Origin of the sequence: Paenibacillus sp. V4I5, assembly GCF_030817255.1 — a bacterium.
Classification (GTDB): Bacteria; Bacillota; Bacilli; order Paenibacillales; family NBRC-103111; genus Paenibacillus_E.
Map to the genome: position 1 here is coordinate 3,794,377 of NZ_JAUSZB010000002.1, position 17,368 is coordinate 3,811,744.

Here is a 17,368-nt window from a genome sequence, read left to right on the forward strand (position 1 = left end):
AATCTTATCTGCAAAAGCGAAAAAGACCGCCCTATCTCACCAAAAAAAGAGCCATCATTGGCTCTTTTTCGTTTGTTATCGCTCGCCTTCCCACTCCGCATAAAACTGTTCGAGGTACTGCTCCATGAAGCGATGCCGCTCCTCTGCCAGCTGCCGGGCGTAGTCTGTGTTCATAAGCTCCTTCAATTTCAGGAGCTTCTCGTAGAAGTGATTAATCGCGGTATCTTTCCCAGCGCGATACTCCGCCTCCGTCATGTGCTCACGCGCCGTGACGGAAGGATCGTGAATCGGGCGGCCTTTCCAGCCCGAATAAGCGAATACGCGCGAGATGCCTACCGCGCCTATCGCATCCAAACGGTCGGCATCCTGCACGACCTGGCCTTCTAGCGTACGCATAGGCGGACGCGCGCCGCCCTTGAACGACATCGTGCTGATGATCTCCAGCACGTGCTGCACTTGCTCCGCTGGCGTACCGCTGGCAGCTAGCCAAGCCTCCAGTTCGCGCTGCGCAGCGGCTGGATCGGCGTTCAGCTTCTCGTCGACGACGTCGTGAAGCAGCGCCGCAAGCTCGCAGACGAAGCCGTCGGCGCCCTCCTGGGCAGCAATGCGCTTCGTCGTCTGCACGACACGATAAATGTGCCACCAGTCGTGGCCGCTGCTATCGCGCTCCAGCTTCTCCTTCACGAGGGCTTCTGCTGCGAGTAGGATGCTCTCTTTCTCTTCTGTATTCAGATGTTCCCCGTCACGCTGCATCATTTCTTCTTCTTCCTCTTTCCTTCGGGAGACTTTCCTTCATTAAACTTGCCTTCCAGAGACTTTCCTACACCCGCTGGCATCATATCCTTCTCTTTTGCCTCTGTGTACTTCTGGATAATTTTCTTGAAGTTCTTGCCGTATTTATCCTCCAGCTTCGTGCCCATATCCTGCAGCAATTCGTGGATCACCACATCACGGAAAAAATTATTCAGCAGCAGCTCCACCATCGCTGGATGCTCTGTCATCATCGCCAGAGCCGGCTCATCGCCGCCTCGCGTGCCAACAATTGCCAGCTTACGGTCGATCAGCAGCGTAAATTTCCGCCCATTGCGCTTCTGCCAGCTCTCTTCGCGTCCGTGCCGGAATTGATGAACCCCGCTTGGCAGCTCTGCTTCGCCAATCGTCGATACCAGCAAGCGCACGCCTTGCGCTGGCATTAGCCGAAGAACTTCTTTCAGCAGCTGCGCTTCTTCCGACCATAGCTCACAGAGCGCCTCTTCCTTCGCCTTTTTCAGCTCAGTTCGTATACGCTCGATGACCTTAGCGTCTCCCTCCAAGCTGAAGTACTCCGAGCGGTGCGCATCCAGCTTCGGCATATGCGCTTTCACATAGCGGATCGAGGCTTGCAGCTCCGCTTCAATCCGCTCGCCGATCTCTTCGATCGGCACGCTCTGATAATGCGTGGGCTCACCGTGACTAGTGAGCACAGCCCCCTTCTCCGCGAGCTTCTGCAGCGCGGAGTAGACATTTGAGCGCGAAACGCCAAGCTGCTTGGCGATTTCGTAGCCCGTCTGTGTGCCGCTTTCGGCGAGCACGTGCAGGCACTTGGCTTCTAGGTCCGTGAAGCCAAGGTTTTTTAAATGCAGATGAACATCCTCCATGCCAGCTCCCCTTTTCATTAACCCGTTATGATTTCTTGATCAATATTGTAACATGATTTTTCACTACAAGTTGAATAGACTTCCGCTCCTTATCTAGTACTTTAGCTGAACTCGGTACAAGATTCGCAGCTGCATCAGGTAATGCGAGCTAATTATAAAAAGGACCAAATTGCGTCAAAAACCACAATCCGATCCTATTACTTCTTTTGTCCCCTACAAGGTCTCAACTTCCGCAATCTCAATGTAATCCATACTTTTCAACTCATCATACACTTCCGAAGCATATTTTCTATCAATATACACGATGAAATGCAGCTCTTGCTGCTCCTGATTCAGCTCTTTAATATGTACGCTTTTCATCTTGTAGCCTTTGGCAATGATCGCTTTAATAATCGTTGTTAAGTTGCCGTCATGGGAGACGACGAGCCTCACGCGCAAGTCCTTCATAATCAGCGGTCTTGGACCCATTTTCTTAATAAAATAAGGCAAGAGAACGACGCTAATCATGATTAATACGAGTCCAAAAAAGGCTTCTACAAAGAAACCTGCCCCAACCGCGATGCCAAGTCCAGCAGCTCCCCATATCATTGCAGCCGTCGTTAACCCGACTATGACATCATTATGCTTGCGAAGAATCACCCCGGCCCCGAGGAAACCAATCCCGCTGACTACTTGCGCAGCAAGCCGCATAGGATCCATGACATGAAGTCCCATGACCGCATATTTATTTGCTGATTCGATTGAAACAATCGTCAACAAACAACTGCTTAAGCAAATGACTAAAGAAGTTTTCAGACCCAGCGGTTTATTCCTGATTTCCCGTTCCAAACCAATAATTAAACCGAAAATAGCGGAAATCCCTAATCTCATTAAAATGTTTACATCCACGGATAGCATCATTGTAAGTATTCTCCTCTGTGTAAATTACCTTTACAATATCTTAACATTTCATAGGAGTAAATGACCATTTGTTAATTACAAAATCATCATACTGGCTCGGAAAAGTGAGCTTATGTCAGACGGTGGCCAGAATATAGAGCCTAAGAAGTCCGTTTCTGAGCCCTCGCCGAGCGAAGCAAGACAACCCCACAAAACAAAAAGCCCAAGAAGAGTCATGCACTCTTCCCAGGCTTTCCTATCAAATCCTAAAGCGGTATCCCGCTCCCCAGATGGTTTCGATGTATTGCGGGTTGGACGGATCTTGCTCGATTTTCTCGCGCAGCTTGCGAATATGTACCGTCACTGTCGCGATTTCCCCCATGGCGTCCATGCCCCATAGAAGGTCAAAAAGCTGCTCTTTGCTGTACACCCGATTCGGATTCATCGCCAAATGAGTGAGCAGATCGAATTCTTTCGTCGTGAAGACGACTTCTTTCTCGTTTACAAACACACGGCGCGCTGTTTTATCAATCATCAAACCGCGAATGCGGACTTCATCATTCCGCGTTTCGCGCCGTCCCATCAGCCGTTCGTAGCGTGCTAAATGGGCTTTCACTCTGGCCACCAGCTCGCTGGGGCTGAAGGGCTTGATCATGTAATCGTCAGCGCCAAGGCCGAGGCCGCGAATTTTATCGATGTCTTCCTTTTTAGCGGAAACCATCACGATGGGAATGTCCTTCTCACTGCGAATACGCCGGCAGATTTCGAAGCCGTCCACCTTCGGCAGCATCAGGTCGAGAATAATGAGATCGTAGTCCGTAGAAAGGGCTCGCTGGAGCCCCTTGTCCCCGCTATTCTCGATATCAACTTCATAGCCGCTGATCTCCAAATAATCCCGCTCCAGCTCTGCTATACTTTGCTCGTCTTCAATAATTAAGATTCGACTCATCCTTCACTCTCCCCCTGCCGACTAAGCGGTAATGCCATGTACACGGTCGTCCCCCGTCCAATGATACTGGATGCGCTGATTCTCCCGCCGTGCTCTTCCATAATTTGTTTGGCTATTGCCAGTCCAAGCCCGCTTCCTCCGGTAGCCGTGTTACGTGAAGGATCTGCCCGGTAAAACCGATCAAAAATATGAGGAAGCGACTCCTCCGATATGCCTTGACCTCTATCTTTTATTTGAATGACGGCATTGCCGTCTATCTCTCTCAACGTTAAGGTAATGTGGCATTTGCCTTCTTCACTATATTTTATCGCATTTTCGATAATGTTCAGCAGGACACGTCTGAGCTTGTCACGATCTGCTGTTACATACAGCGGTGACTTCGGCAGCTCGGTGAGCGCGAACTGAACCCCTTTTTTCTCCATATCAAACTGCAATTCCTGCGCGCAATCCAACACGTATTGTCCGAGATCAACCTTCTCGAATTGAAATGGCACTTTGCCCAAATCCAGCTTGGAGAACAGAAATAATTCATCAATGAGCCGATCCATATCAGCTGCTTTGTTATAGATGGTTCGAATGTACCGATCCAGCTTATCTGGGGAATTCGATACACCGTCCATAATCCCCTCGACATATCCTTTAATCGCCGTAACCGGCGTCTTGAGATCGTGGGAAATATTTGAAATAAGCTCCTTACGGTTCTCTTCATATTGAAGCTGAATCTCCACGGACTTCTTGAGCTTACGACGCATTTCTTCAAATGCCGTACTAAGCTCACCGATTTCATCATCGGAATGCGGTACAATCTCAAAGTCGAGATTGCCCTCTTTGATCTCCACCGCCGCTCGTTTGAGTGCTTTAAGAGGTTTAATAATACTGCGAGAAACGAAGTAAGTCAGTACACCATTCGTTAATACGAGAATGAGAATAAACGTAACAATTACGGATTTGGAAAACTGGTGAAGATATTTTTGAAAGGGACCGCCGTCCAGAAAAACAAATACAGAGCCCTTACTTTTATCCGAAAATAAAAAGTCCTGCTGCCTAGTTATCCACAGGGAACCATGATTGCGCTGAAATTGACCCGAGGATGTGCCAAAAGAAGGCAATTTAGATGTATTCTCCGCCTCTCCTTGCTTTAAATACGGTGATATATACGTAATCTCTTTATCCTTCCGGATAATGATGCCCATATTAATTTTATGGAATTTCTCCTCAAGATCCTTTACGAATGCAGGATCCAGAAAAGCATCCGGTTCCGTATCTGTCTTCGCTTTCATATAAGCGACATTTTCTAGTTCTTGATCAACAACACGCTTGATCGGGTTGCCTTGGGAGAAATCAACCTGAAAGACGGACTTCAGATTCCCAAACGTTGCGACGCTGATTAAGATCACGGCTAGCACGGAGAGCACAAGCGGTACAAGCAGCATGGCTATATAGGAAAGTACCAGCCGTAAACGAATCGACATCCGGATCAAATCTCCTTTTTATCAAACAAATAAAATCCTGCTGTAAAAAACAATATACTACACGCCGTCAAAAACATAAAGATGCTGCTCATCTTACCAATGGCCATCGAGCTTCCAATCCAGAGCATATGCCAATCTGTGTAAGCTGTTGGCGAGTAGGTTGCAATTTGCGGAATGAAGAAAGCAGCTACTTTAAACGCCAAATAAAGAAGAATGCTAACGGTCAATGCGGAGCTGCTGCTGGAGAAGAACTGCGCGAGAAGCACGGCTGCAATACTGAGCACAAGCAGAGGAATGAAGGCCGAACCATAGGCGAGGAACCAAGTAAGTACTGTACTTACGCCTCCGAAGTCTTGAAAAAATAGGGCTGATAGGATCGAAGCCAGCAAAGCAGCGATTAAATAGAGTGCAATGTACACGCCCAGCGCAATTTGCTTGGATGCGAAAACCTTGAAGCGAGTGATCGGCCGCGTGAGCGTGTTCTTCATCGTTCGTTCACCCATTTCACCAGCGAATACATCCGCGGCTCCCATGAACACGAACAAAGGCAGGAATATACTCGTAAACAAACCGAGCATGACGATAGGGAAGTCACCCGATGCAATGGCTCCGATGCCGATGCCGCTTTGAAAGCGTGCAAGCAATAAGCCTGCAATAACCGGAAGAAGCAGCGTAACAGCTAGGAAGAAAATGGTTTTCTTCTTCAATGCGAGTTTGATCGTTTCGTTCCAGACGTTGGCGGTTAAGCTATGCATGAGCAGCGAGCCTCCTGACTTCATTGATTTCGCGCAAGTACGCTTCTTCCAGCGTCGCGCTGCCTTTGGCTAATTCAGATACGAGTCCCTCGCGAACAAGCCGCCCTTGATGAATGATGCCCATGCGATTGCACATCAGCTCCATTTCATGAATGAGATGGCTGGAGATGAGGAAGGTAATTCGCTCTTCACGCGCTAAGTGCATGATGATTTCACGAATATGAACCATCCCTTCAATATCGAGTCCATTCGTCGGTTCATCGAGAATTAGCAGTTCAGGCTTCGAAAGCATCGCTGCCGCTAGTCCGAGCCGCTGCTTCATGCCAAGTGAGTAGCCCGCAACCTTTTCGTGCTGAAAAGGGGTGAGTCCGACGATCTCTAGCACTTCGTCCACTCGCTGCTTGCCGATCCCAGGATAAAAGCGCGCCGCTAGCTCCAGATTCCGCTTGCCGCTCATATAGGTATACGCTTCCGCTGTTTCAATCAACACGCCAACCTTCGCCATTGCCTGCTCATAATGCGTAGACACATCATGGCCGAACAGCTTTACTTCGCCTTGCTGTGCTCTAGTTAAACCAGTCATGATCTTCATAACCGAAGTTTTACCGGCTCCATTGGGTCCGAAGAACCCATAGATATCGCCTTGCTGCACCGTCATATTCACTTGATGGATGCCGCGCAAATTTTTGTAAGTTTTCGTGAGGTTCTTAATTTCTACTACGGGTTTCATGAACGGGCCGCCTTTCAGGATGAATGAGGAGGTCAACGATCGTTGAATCCTCCTCTTGTCTTTCTATTTAATGCTTCTCTCCCCAGTTTTTGCGGGAATTCTCATCAAATTTCACATTTTCTACTTGCTTTCCGTTCAGATCAACCGTATCTGGCGTTGTCGAGTTCAGACTAGATAATGTCATATCTACACTCAACACCACATCATGCGCTGCACCCTGAGCATCCTTACCGGAAATATGAATTTGTGCCGTTTGATTCGTAATGTGGTTATCCGCATCCACGCTAGCGTTCACTTCGACCTCATCCATTTTGATGTCCGTTACAAGCTGAGGCAGGCTGTTTTTGAGTGTTGTTACATCTACACCAAGGGTATCCGCTTTAGCTGGTAGTGGACGGTGACTGTTCTCTACAGTGCCATGTTTAATAACCAGCGAGCCAATTGTGTTCACAACAGGTGAAATCTGACTTCCGGACAGTTTGAAATGAATGTCCTTCACGTTACCAGGCGCTTCACTCATAGTTACATAGTTTTTCAGGTTACCAACCAATGCATCGACCACATTTTCCACTTCACTAATCACTTGTGGGTCAGGTGTATGGTTTCCGCGTTCATGCCCTTTGAATTTGCCCGGCATGCCGTCGCCTTCCAGTACTTTATACACCTCGGAATCTTCTGTTTTTACAATTTGCTTCCCATCTTGGCTGTAGAAGTGAATGGTTTGCTCATCCGTTCCACTTTTCACTGTGACTACAGCGCTGCCAGCGTGATCGACACCAGTGCTCTTAATCGTTGATTTCACATTGAGTAATGAAGCTCCATTGTCTTGAAGGGACACATTCACCTGACGAGTCACATTCTCCACTGCTGCTGTCTGTTTGAATGCTGATTTGAATGTCTCATACCCGGGAGCATCTCCCACACCTGCATATACCGAGGTCACTAGCATCATGCTGCCTACCGCAACGCCTAATCCCAACATCGCTAACTTCTTATTCATATCTTATTTCCTCCGCGTATTCATACGCTTTATCTAATTTGGACGCGTTCCTCGCTTCCATGTATTCATCTTATCCCCTCTGCATTAACTGCCTCTAAATCACCTATTAACCGTGCCTAAAACAATTCTTAAAACTTTATTAAAAAAAGCCTCCAAAACCGCGATATCTGCGGAGATGAAGGCTTCAAATATGGGTTACTGACTAATACTGCTGTTCCTTTTCTTTCATCTTAAGCATCCCTGAGTGGGACAGGCGGATATCTACTTTGATATCCCCTAATTCATAGTCTTCCAGCGGTTTCTCTCCGTTAGATGTAAGCTTAGACCACTCGGGAAAAGCTTGTTTATATAACGCATGTTCGAGCTGAAAAACATCCGTATCTTGCTTTTTTCCCTGCTTAAACGTTTGCTCGATTTCCTCTGCGATTTGTTTAACGATCTGTTTTTGCAGTGTATCTTCATCAACGTTCTCAAGCAATTCGGCAACGACGGCCTTGGCTTCGATATGAATATCGAATAGGGGTTGATCTCCTTTCATTCGAGGGGTAGTACGGGCTTTAGGCTTCTGAATTGCAACAGATAGTTCTGCCTTCCCATTTATATAAACGATCATAGGTGTACGGACGGTGCTTTTTTCTAACCAACGCGCACCTTTGAATTGATCCTCTGACAACCATTCCACATGATTTTTTTTAGCTATCGCATAGACACCGCTTACTTCTAATTTAGGATCTGGCTTTTCATTTTTCACCCATACGTCCTTACGAATGGCCAAGGAGGGCATCATCACCGTATTACCAGGCTCTCTAGCTAGGGCAGCAGCTCTGTACAATTTAAGCGGACGAATATAAGATCGTTGTAGGTAATTTTCTTCAGGCTGCATAAGAATAGACGCCAAAGGGGAGACATTGAAAAAAGGGATGACCGAAAAAATCGTCTCTATCGACTCATCCGTACTATAAACCCATGGGGTAAACCTTGTTTCACCGTAGCGTACTGAACTGTCAGTAAATTTTCCTACTCCTTGCTTTAAAGCCTCTTTTGTAAAAACATAAGCACCCACATGCCCCCAAAAGACTCGTTGCTGCGTTGTTCTGTACAGACTGGCGAAAGCAGCATTAACCGTGTCCCCTTCCTCTTGTCCGACCCAAATCATCGGGGGTTGCCCTCCTTTACTGCCCTCCTGTTTAGCCACGCTAGAGAAATCCAACATTTGACAATACACCACATAGCGACCTTTTTGATAATCGAAGCCTATCGCAGTAATGTAATTCGTATCTTGGATCGTCTTTATATCCCAACAGCCTGTCTGACTAACCAGAAGCAGCATTCCGATGACCAGTCGTCCTAAACCTTTCGTAATCATGAGGACTCCCCGCCCTGGCGTGTGCCATCCTTCGTATTTAATGCCTTCGGTCTTCGCTTTATTTTGTTCCACGGCTTAGCCAGTAAGGAAGGTATGATATCCCTGAACTGAGGCGGCGACATGGGAGACAAGTAAGGAATACCGAATGATTCCAGTGTTGATAAATACAAAATGAGCCCCATGAGGGATACCATAAATCCGTAAATACCGAAAATCGTGGATATCATCAAAATCATGATCCGCAGCACGGTAATTGTTCCCGCAAGTGATTGATTCACTAGGGTGTACATCGATATCGTCGAAATGGAGGTCACCACTAATGTTGTAGGGCTCGTGATTCCCGCGCGTATCGCGGCGTCCCCAACAATTAGCCCACCAACGACAGTGACGGTTTGACCTACCACCTTGGGCAGCCGCGCTCCCGCTTCACGGAACAATTCGAACAGCAGCAGCATGATAATAAAATCCATCGGACCTGACAAGGGTAATCCCAGCCTAGAGGTGGAGATGGTGGCTACTAACGGATACGGGATTTGATCTAGATTAAAAGCGGAAAGTGAAATCCAAAAGCCAGGTAGTAAGGATGAAACGACCAACCCGCCCAAGCGCAAAATACGTTCGAATGCTACATAATAGTAGGGGGTATGCACATCTTCGGGAGATTTCAGTATATACATCAGATTCGCTGGCGCAGTAAGAACCATCGGGGAACCATCGACCATGACCGCGAATCGTCCTCGCAGCAAGCTGTCCGCTACATAATCAGGTCTTCCCGTATAATCCAAAAGGGGGAAGAATGGGTATTTTCTCCCACACATCACTTCTTCTAATTGCGAGCTGCTAATCAGAGCATCAACGTTAATAGCTTGAAGCCGCTGCTTTGCTTCCTGGAGCACATTAGTATTTATTACATCGTTTATATAAAGAAGTGCTACAGAGGTTTTACTTCTCGTACCGATTTGCATCTTTTCACAGCAAAGACTGCGTGTCAGCAAGCGTTTGCGAACAAGTGCAATATTCATAATGATGCTTTCTGTAAAGGCATCTCTTGGACCTTTGATGGACGTCTCTGTACTTGATTCCTCCGGTGAGCGGTTGGGCGGTGAAGAAATATCCAGAGCATACAGCAATTGCGTCTCTTCGAAAAATAAGATCAGCGATCCTGCATACAACGAAACCGTCATCGACTCTATAGCATTAGAACCCGTAATTTCAATCAATTGAAGCATCGTATTCACATCTAGCTTAGAGGCGTTAACATCAACTTCATTTTTGAATAGACTTTCAAGTTTAGGCAGTACGAGATTCTCAATATGATCCATATTGGTCATACCTTCACAGTACATGAGCAACACTCGCCCCTTCGAATGAGCATCCGATAATCGGTAAGATTTCACGATGACATCATCAGACAACGCAAACCAATCCCGTAAATCCTGCTCATTCATTAGGCATTCTTCTCCTTTCGTTTCCCCGGCAGGATAGACATCACAAGCAAGACAAGAAGCAAGCTTAAGCCTATTCCAAACATAAGGGGATAATATCTATTTTGAATCAGATGCACCATCTCGTTGTCTGTAACTGGGTACAAGCTCACTGTCAGGAACAACAGGCTAATCCCTAGCAGGATTAGAGTCCGTGTGCGCTTCTTTTGAATACCAAGAAGATCCACACTAAGAAACATGAGCATCGACGTTCGGACACAAGCCCCTGATATCCATTGGAAAATAGACAAGAAATCCAAGTGGGAAATATATTTCCCCAAGGTAACCATACGCCATTGTTCAAAAGCTGGATATCTTAAATCCGCGGCTTCAAAGGGGCCAAATATGGCAATGGAACCCGTTAACGGCCCTATGGTAAGTCCAATCACACATACTGCGAGAATTAATAAAGCTGACAGTCGGATTCGCGTATCCACATGATGCTGGAGGAATACGATAGCTAGCAGTTCGAAGGAGGCGCCGCAAGTAAGCATGATGGATGTAAGTGTAGGTCCATAACCGTGTGTAAATAAAGGTGTAAGCAGACTGTAGTCTTTATATTGAAAATTAGCTCCCATCACAAAATACCCAAGCAAAACGACAATCGGCAGAAGAATACCTGCGGTGATCGCAATCGCTCGCAACCCTGATCTCGCTGCGAAGAAGCAAAAGATCATAAACAGAAGACTGATCATGAATGGCGGTGTCCGAGGTAAATAGGTTACATGTGTCCATGTCACCATATCTTTTATAGTTATAATTGCATTCACAAAACAAATGGCAATGAGACCTACTTTGAATGGAACAACGGCTATTTTACCAAATTTCCGTTTGATCCATTCCATCATATACTGCTGTTTCGTACGTTTAACAACGATATAAAGCAGACATACCCATATGAGCAAAGGAATCAGGGCGACTGCTGCGCCGAACCAGGAATCACGTTTACCCCAATGCAGCAGCACTGGAATTAGTAAGACATGGTTCGTAATGCCAATGGAGAGGATTAAGACAAAATATAATTGAAGCGCGGTAATTTTCTTGGTTCCAGACATAAGCTAATCTCCCACATTGGTATTAGGTGGAAACTTTTTATAAGTTAAGATTTCCTATTCATGTGGATTTATGCGGTACGACAAATTAGATTTAGACGCCTAACGAAATTAGGTCTTCAATCGATTGCAAAAAGAGAAGTGAGGGTGTAAATTTAATTAATAATTACATCGTACGTGAGCTTGGTGAAGGGGCGGGGTGAAAGGATGTTTACGGAAGAAGAAAAGCAAGGTTTGTACAAGAGCATTTATACAAGACGAGATGTACGAACATTTTTATCGGATCCTGTCCCGGAAGAAACGATAATGAGATTGCTCAATGCCGCGCATCACGGTCCTTCCGTAGGATTTATGCAACCCTGGAATTTTATATTAATTTCTACGGATAAAGTGAAAGAACGTTTGGCATGGGCAGCAGATAAAGAGAGACGTGCTTTAGCCATTCATTATGAAGATACACGCCAAGACGAATTTCTAAATCTCAAGATCGAGGGGATCAAGCAGGCCCCTATCACGATTTGCGTCACTTGTGACCCAACACGCGGCGGTTCTCATGTGCTAGGCAGAAATTCTATCCCAGAAACTGATATCATGTCCGTTGCATGTGCGATTCAAAACATGTGGTTAGCAGCATGTGCAGAGGGATTAGCTATGGGCTGGGTAAGCTTCTATAAGAAAAATGATGTGCGAGATATACTAAGGATACCTCCTCATATTGATCCAGTAGCTTTGCTATCTATTGGATTCACAGAAAATTATCCAGAGAAGCCTATTTTGGAGACAGCCAATTGGGAAAAACGCAGGAGCCTGAATAATCTAATATTCAGCGAGACTTGGGGACATTCAAAAAGTTGACAAACGAAAACCGCCCTCCGATCAATTGGAGGGCGGTTTTCTGCATCCTATTTTTATATTAGAATGTTGCAAGAATGATGACCAACAGAATGTACAGTACCAATACGATCGCTGTGCTAGAATATCCAACGCCTGACATGGTGATTCCTCCCTTCTGCCTGCTGAACCTTTTCTTTGTTGTTGCTCGATATATCCTATGTCGGGCAGGGCAGATAGGTATGGACGTATGTCTATTTGTTCTGGAGAAAAGGTGTTAATTCACCTAGATAGAACACGTCTAAGTGATGAAGTGCACGGGTACAAGCGGTGTAAAACAGCTTGCGTTCCTTCGCTTCCGCGTAGACAGCCGCCCCGGCATCGTAGAGAATAACGGCGTCGAACTCGAGCCCTTTGGCGAGGTACGCCGGCAGGATCATGACGCCTGCCTCATAGTGCAGCGTCTCTTTGGTGATCCGTGCGAGTCCCGGCAGCAGCGGCTTAAGGCTGGCATGCGCGCCTCGCGTCTCGCGCTCGGTCTTGCAAATGATCGCGACGGAGCTTGCGCCGCCGTCGCGCCTTGCTAGTGCCGCCTCAGCCACGAGGCGGCTGAGCTCGGTCTCGTCCGCCGCGCGCAGAACACGCGGCGTCTCGCCGCTGCGGCTGAACGGCTCGATCGGCTCGCCGCCAGGCAGCACGCGACTAGCGAAGTCGACGATTTCGCGCGTCGAGCGGTAACTCTTAACGAGGCGGATTGTCTCCGTCTCCTCTTCCTTCATCAGCTCGCTAATGGAGCTGTATTCGCTCTTTTGCCCCTCGCTGTCCGTACTACTGCTCGCGTTCGCGTGCGTGAAGATCCCTTGATTCCAGTCCCCGAGTAGGGTAAACCGAGCACGTGGGAACAGCTTCTTCAAGTAGGCATAGTGAAACGGCGAGTAATCCTGCGCCTCATCCACCAGACAATAACGGATGGTACCTACGCGCAGTTGGCCCTCAACAAGGCCCTTCAAATAGACAAGAGGTGTCGCATCTTCGTAATGCAGCATTCCACCAGCAAGTGCATCGGCCGTGAACGTGCTGATCGTATCCCAAGCTGCAGGTAGACGCTGCTCCGAATGGTGCATAAGCTCTTGATGCAGTTCACTATCCGTATAAAGATCTTGGTACATCCCGAGCACGTCCACATAAGCGAGCTTGCGCGCCTTCTCCTTAAGTGGAGAAATCGCTTTATGCGCTTTGACCTTGCTCATCTTTTTCATCTCTGGCTCGGTGCCGAGATATTTCGGCTCCCGCACCATTTTGCGATAAAACCTCTTCTGTACATCCGCTTGAAACTCATCCAGCTTCTCCAGCATCCACTCCGATAATTGTTCCATCCGTTCACCCAGCGCAAGAATGGAGGATTTGCTGTAAAATCGTTCGCTAAGCTCATCGGCAGTAATCAACACTTTCTTACCTACCGATAAATCGAGGAAACGGATTCCGCCATTTTTCAGTTTCTCTCCATATGCCTCAATCACACTCAGAAAGGCTGCGGACGTTTTGTAATGAATGCTTTGCAGCCGCGCTGCGTAAGCGGGATCTTGATCCGTCCCCGTAAGGATGAACTCCAATTGGTCGTAGGGATCTTCTAACGTCAGACCCGTGTCGCTTAATTTATGTGTTAAATAGTCTTGGAATGTCGTCTGCTGCATGGTAGCTTCACCTAGCTCCGGCAGTACATGAGAGACGTAGTCGCTGAACAAGGAGTTCGGAGAAAATAGAATCATATTATCGGCGCTTAGCGTCGTCCGATATTTGTAGAGCAGATACGCGATGCGCTGCAGCGCGACGGAGGTTTTGCCGCTGCCGGCCGCCCCTTGCACAACCAGCACCTTGTGCCGATCATCGCGGATGATCTGGTTCTGCTCGCGCTGGATCGTCGTGACGATACTGTGCATCTTCTCGTCGGCGCTGCGGCTCAGCATCTGCTGGAGCATCTCGTCACCGATGGAGATCCCCGTATCGAACACATCCTGCAGCACGCCGGCTTTGATAATGTACTGGCGCTTGAGCATCAGCTGACCGCTGACATCCATCTCCGGTGTCCGATACGTCGCTGGACCCGGCGGATAGTCATAGAATAAGCTGGCTATGGGCGCACGCCAGTCGTAGATAAGAATTTCATCCGTCTTGGCATCAATAAAAGATGTCAATCCGATGTAAATCTTCTCGCGCTCCTGCTCCCCGCGCTCCTTGAAATCAATACGGCTGAAATACGGCGCATCGACGACACGCTGCAGCTTACGCAGCGCATCCTGCGCCAAGCGATAGCTGCGTTCTTGGCCCTGCAGCACATGCTCCTGTTGGGCCATACTCGCTGCCGTCTCAATCAAATCATCCGCATTATCCGCATTCACGGAGATATCATCCCAGAAGCTGCGGCCAATCGCTGTCGCTTCCGATCGGCGCTCATCCACCGTTTGGCGCAGCTCTTCAATTCGCTGCTGTATATTAGCTCGTACAGAGGCAACGCGCTGCGTCTCCCTCTCCCGTTCTTCGTTCTCTATAGGCATACGGTCTCACTCCACTTCTATCTATTTATATACCCCGTGGATCACCTCTTCAAACTCAGGCTCTTCCATATGTACATCGTCCATATCGCCCCAGCTGCTGACGATACGCAGCACATCCATCGCTTTCAGCTCTTGGCGGTTACACGCAATCGTGAGCCTATTCGCTTCTTGCTCCACCACACGAAACGGAAGCTCCCAGCTGGCTGGGACTTGGATATCACCTCGATAAGTGACCTTCATCATCGTAGGTAAGCCAATGCGATCCCGAAGCTCATCAATCGAGCCGTCATAGCCGATTTGCCCATGGTTGATCACGATGACTCGTTTACACAGTTGTTCGATATCATCCATATCATGCGTAGTAAGCAGAATCGTCTTACCGAAATCCCGATTTAATGTCTGAAGAAAGCCGCGAATGTTCCGCTTGGCGACAACATCCAATCCGATGGTCGGCTCATCCAGAAACAAAATATCCGGATCATGCAGCATCGAAGCCGCCAAATCGGCCCGCATCCGCTGCCCAAGGGAAAGCTTCCGGACAGGCGTGTCCATCAGCTCCTTCAGTTCAAGAAGCTCAGTCAATTCGCCTAATCTGCGGCGGGCGGTGCTTTCCTCCACGCGATACATGGCCGTAAGGATCTCATAGGAATCCTTGACCGGCAGATCCCACCACAGCTGGCTGCGCTGACCGAATACAACGCCAAGCTGCTTTACGACTCGTCTTCGATGCTTCTGAGGACTATAGCCGTGTATGAGCACTTCGCCGGAGGTTGGGTGAAGAATGCCTGTAAGCATTTTGATCGTCGTCGACTTTCCCGCTCCATTAGGTCCAATATACCCGACGAACTCGCCAGATTCAATCTCGAAGCTTACATCGCGTACCGCTTCCTTCTCTTTATAGGCTCGTGAGAACAAAGTTCGAATACCTGAGAACTTGCCTTCTTTGACTATCGGGGTTTGAAAGGTTTTGCGCAAATTCGTTACGGTTATCATGTTTCTTATGTTCCCTCCTTGTATAAGCCCTCGGTTAACTTCCTGTGCTTTGATAGCGAGATAGTCCTAGCTTCCAGAAGCGCATAGCCAGCCAGAGCGCAGCGAATGAAACAGCAATGGTGCCTATCAGCATCCCTATGCCACCTTGATGTCTCAGCAAATATAAGGTAGGAATGTAATTGACGAAGCCTACCGGAACGAGCACCAATAGCGCACCCTGCAGCCACTTTGGATACAAGGAAAGCGGATAGCGCGCCGCGGTTTGGGAAGCGTCCTCGGTCATATTTTGCAAGGATTCGATCCGTGTCAGCCAGAAGCCGGCTGCTGCTGTCGCTAGACCGATAGCGAATAAAATAATGGCACCCGTTAGGATAATTAACACCGTTAAAGGAACGGCTGACCATCCGATTTGTCCATCAGCCATTAAAGCTTTCATAGCAATAAACAATAAAATGATGCCTTGCCCAACTTCGGCAAATAAGAGCCGGGAATTTTGTGTCATCAGCGCCAGCAGCACGGGGACTGGCCGTGTGAGAAGCGCATCCAGATCACCGGAAACGAGATATTTCTCTAGATGATGTACATCGGAAGCCAGCGTGCGATAAATCGCTTTGGATATCATCATGACCCCATACAAATAGCAAACCTCATATAGCGTCCAGCCTTTGATGTTGCCGAAACGCATCATCACCAGCGCCACCATTAGAAATTCTGAGATATGTACAAAAGAAGCCATCACGGTCGAGAAAAAGAAATTAAACTTATACTGCATCCGGCTTCGCAAGCTCGCCCTAATCAGCAGCATATAGAGCCTCATCGTCATCATCCGCCCTGCACCTCCAGCTTTCTGCGTACCCCCTGCGTAACCGCCAGACAGACACAAGTAAACCCGATGCCCCATAAGAGAGAGCCGAGCACAACAGTTCCTTGTTCAAGCTGCATGTAGATACGAGTGGGATAATAGAGTAGATAGGGATATGGTGTGTAAAAGCTAATCGTGCGGAGCCAATTCGGCAACCATTCTAAAGGAATGAAAAAACCAGAGAGCAGCGTACTGAACGAATAATTGACCCAGTAAAACCAGCGTGACTCTGTCGTCCACAAAGCTGCAACGCCTATCAAATAATTCGTGCAAATGGAGATATATGCTGCCAGGACGAGCGCGATCGCTGTCCAGCCATAAACCGAAGCGTGATGTGGGAGCTGTAAGGAGAAAATAAAGTAGTAGAGGGCATAAATCGGGATAAATTTATAAAGAAACTGATAATATACCTGACCCCATTCTCGGCTCATTGCCTGATAGAATAAGTGTACAGGCCGCATGAGATCGACCGCAATTTGCCCGGTGCGCACCGATTGCTCGAGCCCGAGTCCATTCGTCGTGAACTGCGTAATCCAAAGAATTGCTTGGTTAAAAGCTATATAACCTACAATCCCTTTCGCACCGTATTCGCCAAGTGACGCGTCGCTCCCCAAACCGGTCCAAATGCTCGCATAAATGAAGCCAAACACCGCACTCACTGCATTGTGGAGCAGATGCGAACCGCGATACTGCAAATTCCTCGCATACGCCTTGCGCGCCAAAACCGCGAAAAGCATAAAACACCTCCTGAGCTGTTTTGATCCTTTATCAACTAGCTTTTTTTTGCAGCCGCCGCGTAGAGA

16 protein-coding genes are annotated in these 17,368 nt (G+C 47.9%); 1 reads left to right on the forward strand and 15 read right to left on the reverse strand.

The annotated features are described in order from the left end of the window. Nucleotides 1-75: 75 nt before the first annotated feature. The 11 genes from QFZ78_RS19120 to QFZ78_RS19170 all read right to left on the reverse strand — a co-directional run bounded on the left by QFZ78_RS19120 (nucleotide 76) and on the right by QFZ78_RS19170 (nucleotide 11,327). Entirely contained in the window at nucleotides 76-756 is a 681-nt protein-coding gene (locus tag QFZ78_RS19120) for an HD domain-containing protein (protein WP_307549940.1), read from the reverse strand. Further along, a complete protein-coding gene (locus QFZ78_RS19125) occupies nucleotides 753-1,655 on the reverse strand; it encodes a TrmB family transcriptional regulator (protein ID WP_307549942.1) in 903 nt (300 codons plus the stop codon). Before QFZ78_RS19125 ends, QFZ78_RS19120 begins: the two co-directional genes overlap by 4 nt. Before the next feature lie 195 nt (nucleotides 1,656-1,850). Continuing rightward, nucleotides 1,851-2,534, reverse strand: a complete 684-nt coding sequence (locus QFZ78_RS19130) for an MgtC/SapB family protein (RefSeq protein WP_373460465.1) — start codon at nucleotides 2,532-2,534, stop codon at nucleotides 1,851-1,853. Nucleotides 2,535-2,775: 241 nt separating this feature from the next. Then, entirely contained in the window at nucleotides 2,776-3,465 is a 690-nt protein-coding gene (locus tag QFZ78_RS19135) for a response regulator transcription factor (protein WP_047687167.1), read from the reverse strand. Further along, nucleotides 3,462-4,937 (reverse strand): sensor histidine kinase, encoded by a 1,476-nt coding sequence (locus QFZ78_RS19140; protein ID WP_307549944.1) that lies wholly within the window; start codon nucleotides 4,935-4,937, stop codon nucleotides 3,462-3,464. The genes QFZ78_RS19135 and QFZ78_RS19140 overlap by 4 nt, the downstream gene beginning before the upstream one ends. 5 nt (nucleotides 4,938-4,942) lie before the next feature. Then, nucleotides 4,943-5,692 (reverse strand): ABC transporter permease, encoded by a 750-nt coding sequence (locus tag QFZ78_RS19145; protein WP_307549946.1) that lies wholly within the window; start codon nucleotides 5,690-5,692, stop codon nucleotides 4,943-4,945. Then, nucleotides 5,685-6,422, reverse strand: coding sequence for an ABC transporter ATP-binding protein (locus tag QFZ78_RS19150; protein WP_307549948.1), 738 nt, complete (start codon nucleotides 6,420-6,422; stop codon nucleotides 5,685-5,687). Before QFZ78_RS19150 ends, QFZ78_RS19145 begins: the two co-directional genes overlap by 8 nt. A gap of 67 nt (nucleotides 6,423-6,489) precedes the next feature. After that, on the reverse strand, nucleotides 6,490-7,422 hold the full coding sequence (locus QFZ78_RS19155) for a hypothetical protein (RefSeq protein ID WP_307549950.1): 933 nt from the start codon (nucleotides 7,420-7,422) through the stop codon (nucleotides 6,490-6,492). Nucleotides 7,423-7,624: 202 nt separating this feature from the next. Beyond that, the gene (locus QFZ78_RS19160; RefSeq protein ID WP_307549951.1) at nucleotides 7,625-8,788 is read right to left on the reverse strand and encodes a Ger(x)C family spore germination protein; all 1,164 of its coding nucleotides are present in this window, start codon (nucleotides 8,786-8,788) and stop codon (nucleotides 7,625-7,627) included. Continuing rightward, nucleotides 8,785-10,236 carry a spore germination protein gene (locus tag QFZ78_RS19165; RefSeq protein ID WP_307549952.1) on the reverse strand — a complete coding sequence of 484 codons (1,452 nt, stop codon included), beginning with the start codon at nucleotides 10,234-10,236 and terminating at the stop codon, nucleotides 8,785-8,787. The genes QFZ78_RS19160 and QFZ78_RS19165 overlap by 4 nt, the downstream gene beginning before the upstream one ends. Continuing rightward, entirely contained in the window at nucleotides 10,236-11,327 is a 1,092-nt protein-coding gene (locus QFZ78_RS19170) for an endospore germination permease (RefSeq protein WP_307549953.1), read from the reverse strand. The genes QFZ78_RS19165 and QFZ78_RS19170 overlap by 1 nt, the downstream gene beginning before the upstream one ends. A 204-nt stretch (nucleotides 11,328-11,531) precedes the next feature. On the opposite strand from QFZ78_RS19170, the gene bluB reads away from it, so the two are divergent. Next, the gene (bluB, locus tag QFZ78_RS19175; RefSeq protein ID WP_307549956.1) at nucleotides 11,532-12,179 is read left to right on the forward strand and encodes a 5,6-dimethylbenzimidazole synthase; all 648 of its coding nucleotides are present in this window, start codon (nucleotides 11,532-11,534) and stop codon (nucleotides 12,177-12,179) included. Nucleotides 12,180-12,409: 230 nt separating this feature from the next. Here the strand turns inward: bluB and helD are convergent, their stop codons facing one another. The 4 genes from helD to QFZ78_RS19195 are packed head-to-tail and all read right to left on the reverse strand — an operon-like array spanning nucleotide 12,410 to nucleotide 17,302. After that, nucleotides 12,410-14,710: an RNA polymerase recycling motor HelD gene (helD, locus tag QFZ78_RS19180; RefSeq protein ID WP_307549957.1), complete on the reverse strand. Its 2,301-nt coding sequence runs from the start codon at nucleotides 14,708-14,710 to the stop codon at nucleotides 12,410-12,412. A 21-nt stretch (nucleotides 14,711-14,731) separates the two neighbouring features. Further along, nucleotides 14,732-15,703, reverse strand: a complete 972-nt coding sequence (locus QFZ78_RS19185) for an ABC transporter ATP-binding protein (RefSeq protein WP_307549958.1) — start codon at nucleotides 15,701-15,703, stop codon at nucleotides 14,732-14,734. Between the two features lie 34 nt (nucleotides 15,704-15,737). Beyond that, nucleotides 15,738-16,529 (reverse strand): ABC transporter permease, encoded by a 792-nt coding sequence (locus QFZ78_RS19190; RefSeq protein ID WP_307549959.1) that lies wholly within the window; start codon nucleotides 16,527-16,529, stop codon nucleotides 15,738-15,740. After that, nucleotides 16,526-17,302: an ABC transporter permease gene (locus tag QFZ78_RS19195; protein WP_307549960.1), complete on the reverse strand. Its 777-nt coding sequence runs from the start codon at nucleotides 17,300-17,302 to the stop codon at nucleotides 16,526-16,528. Before QFZ78_RS19195 ends, QFZ78_RS19190 begins: the two co-directional genes overlap by 4 nt. Between the last annotated feature and the right edge of the window lie 66 nt (nucleotides 17,303-17,368).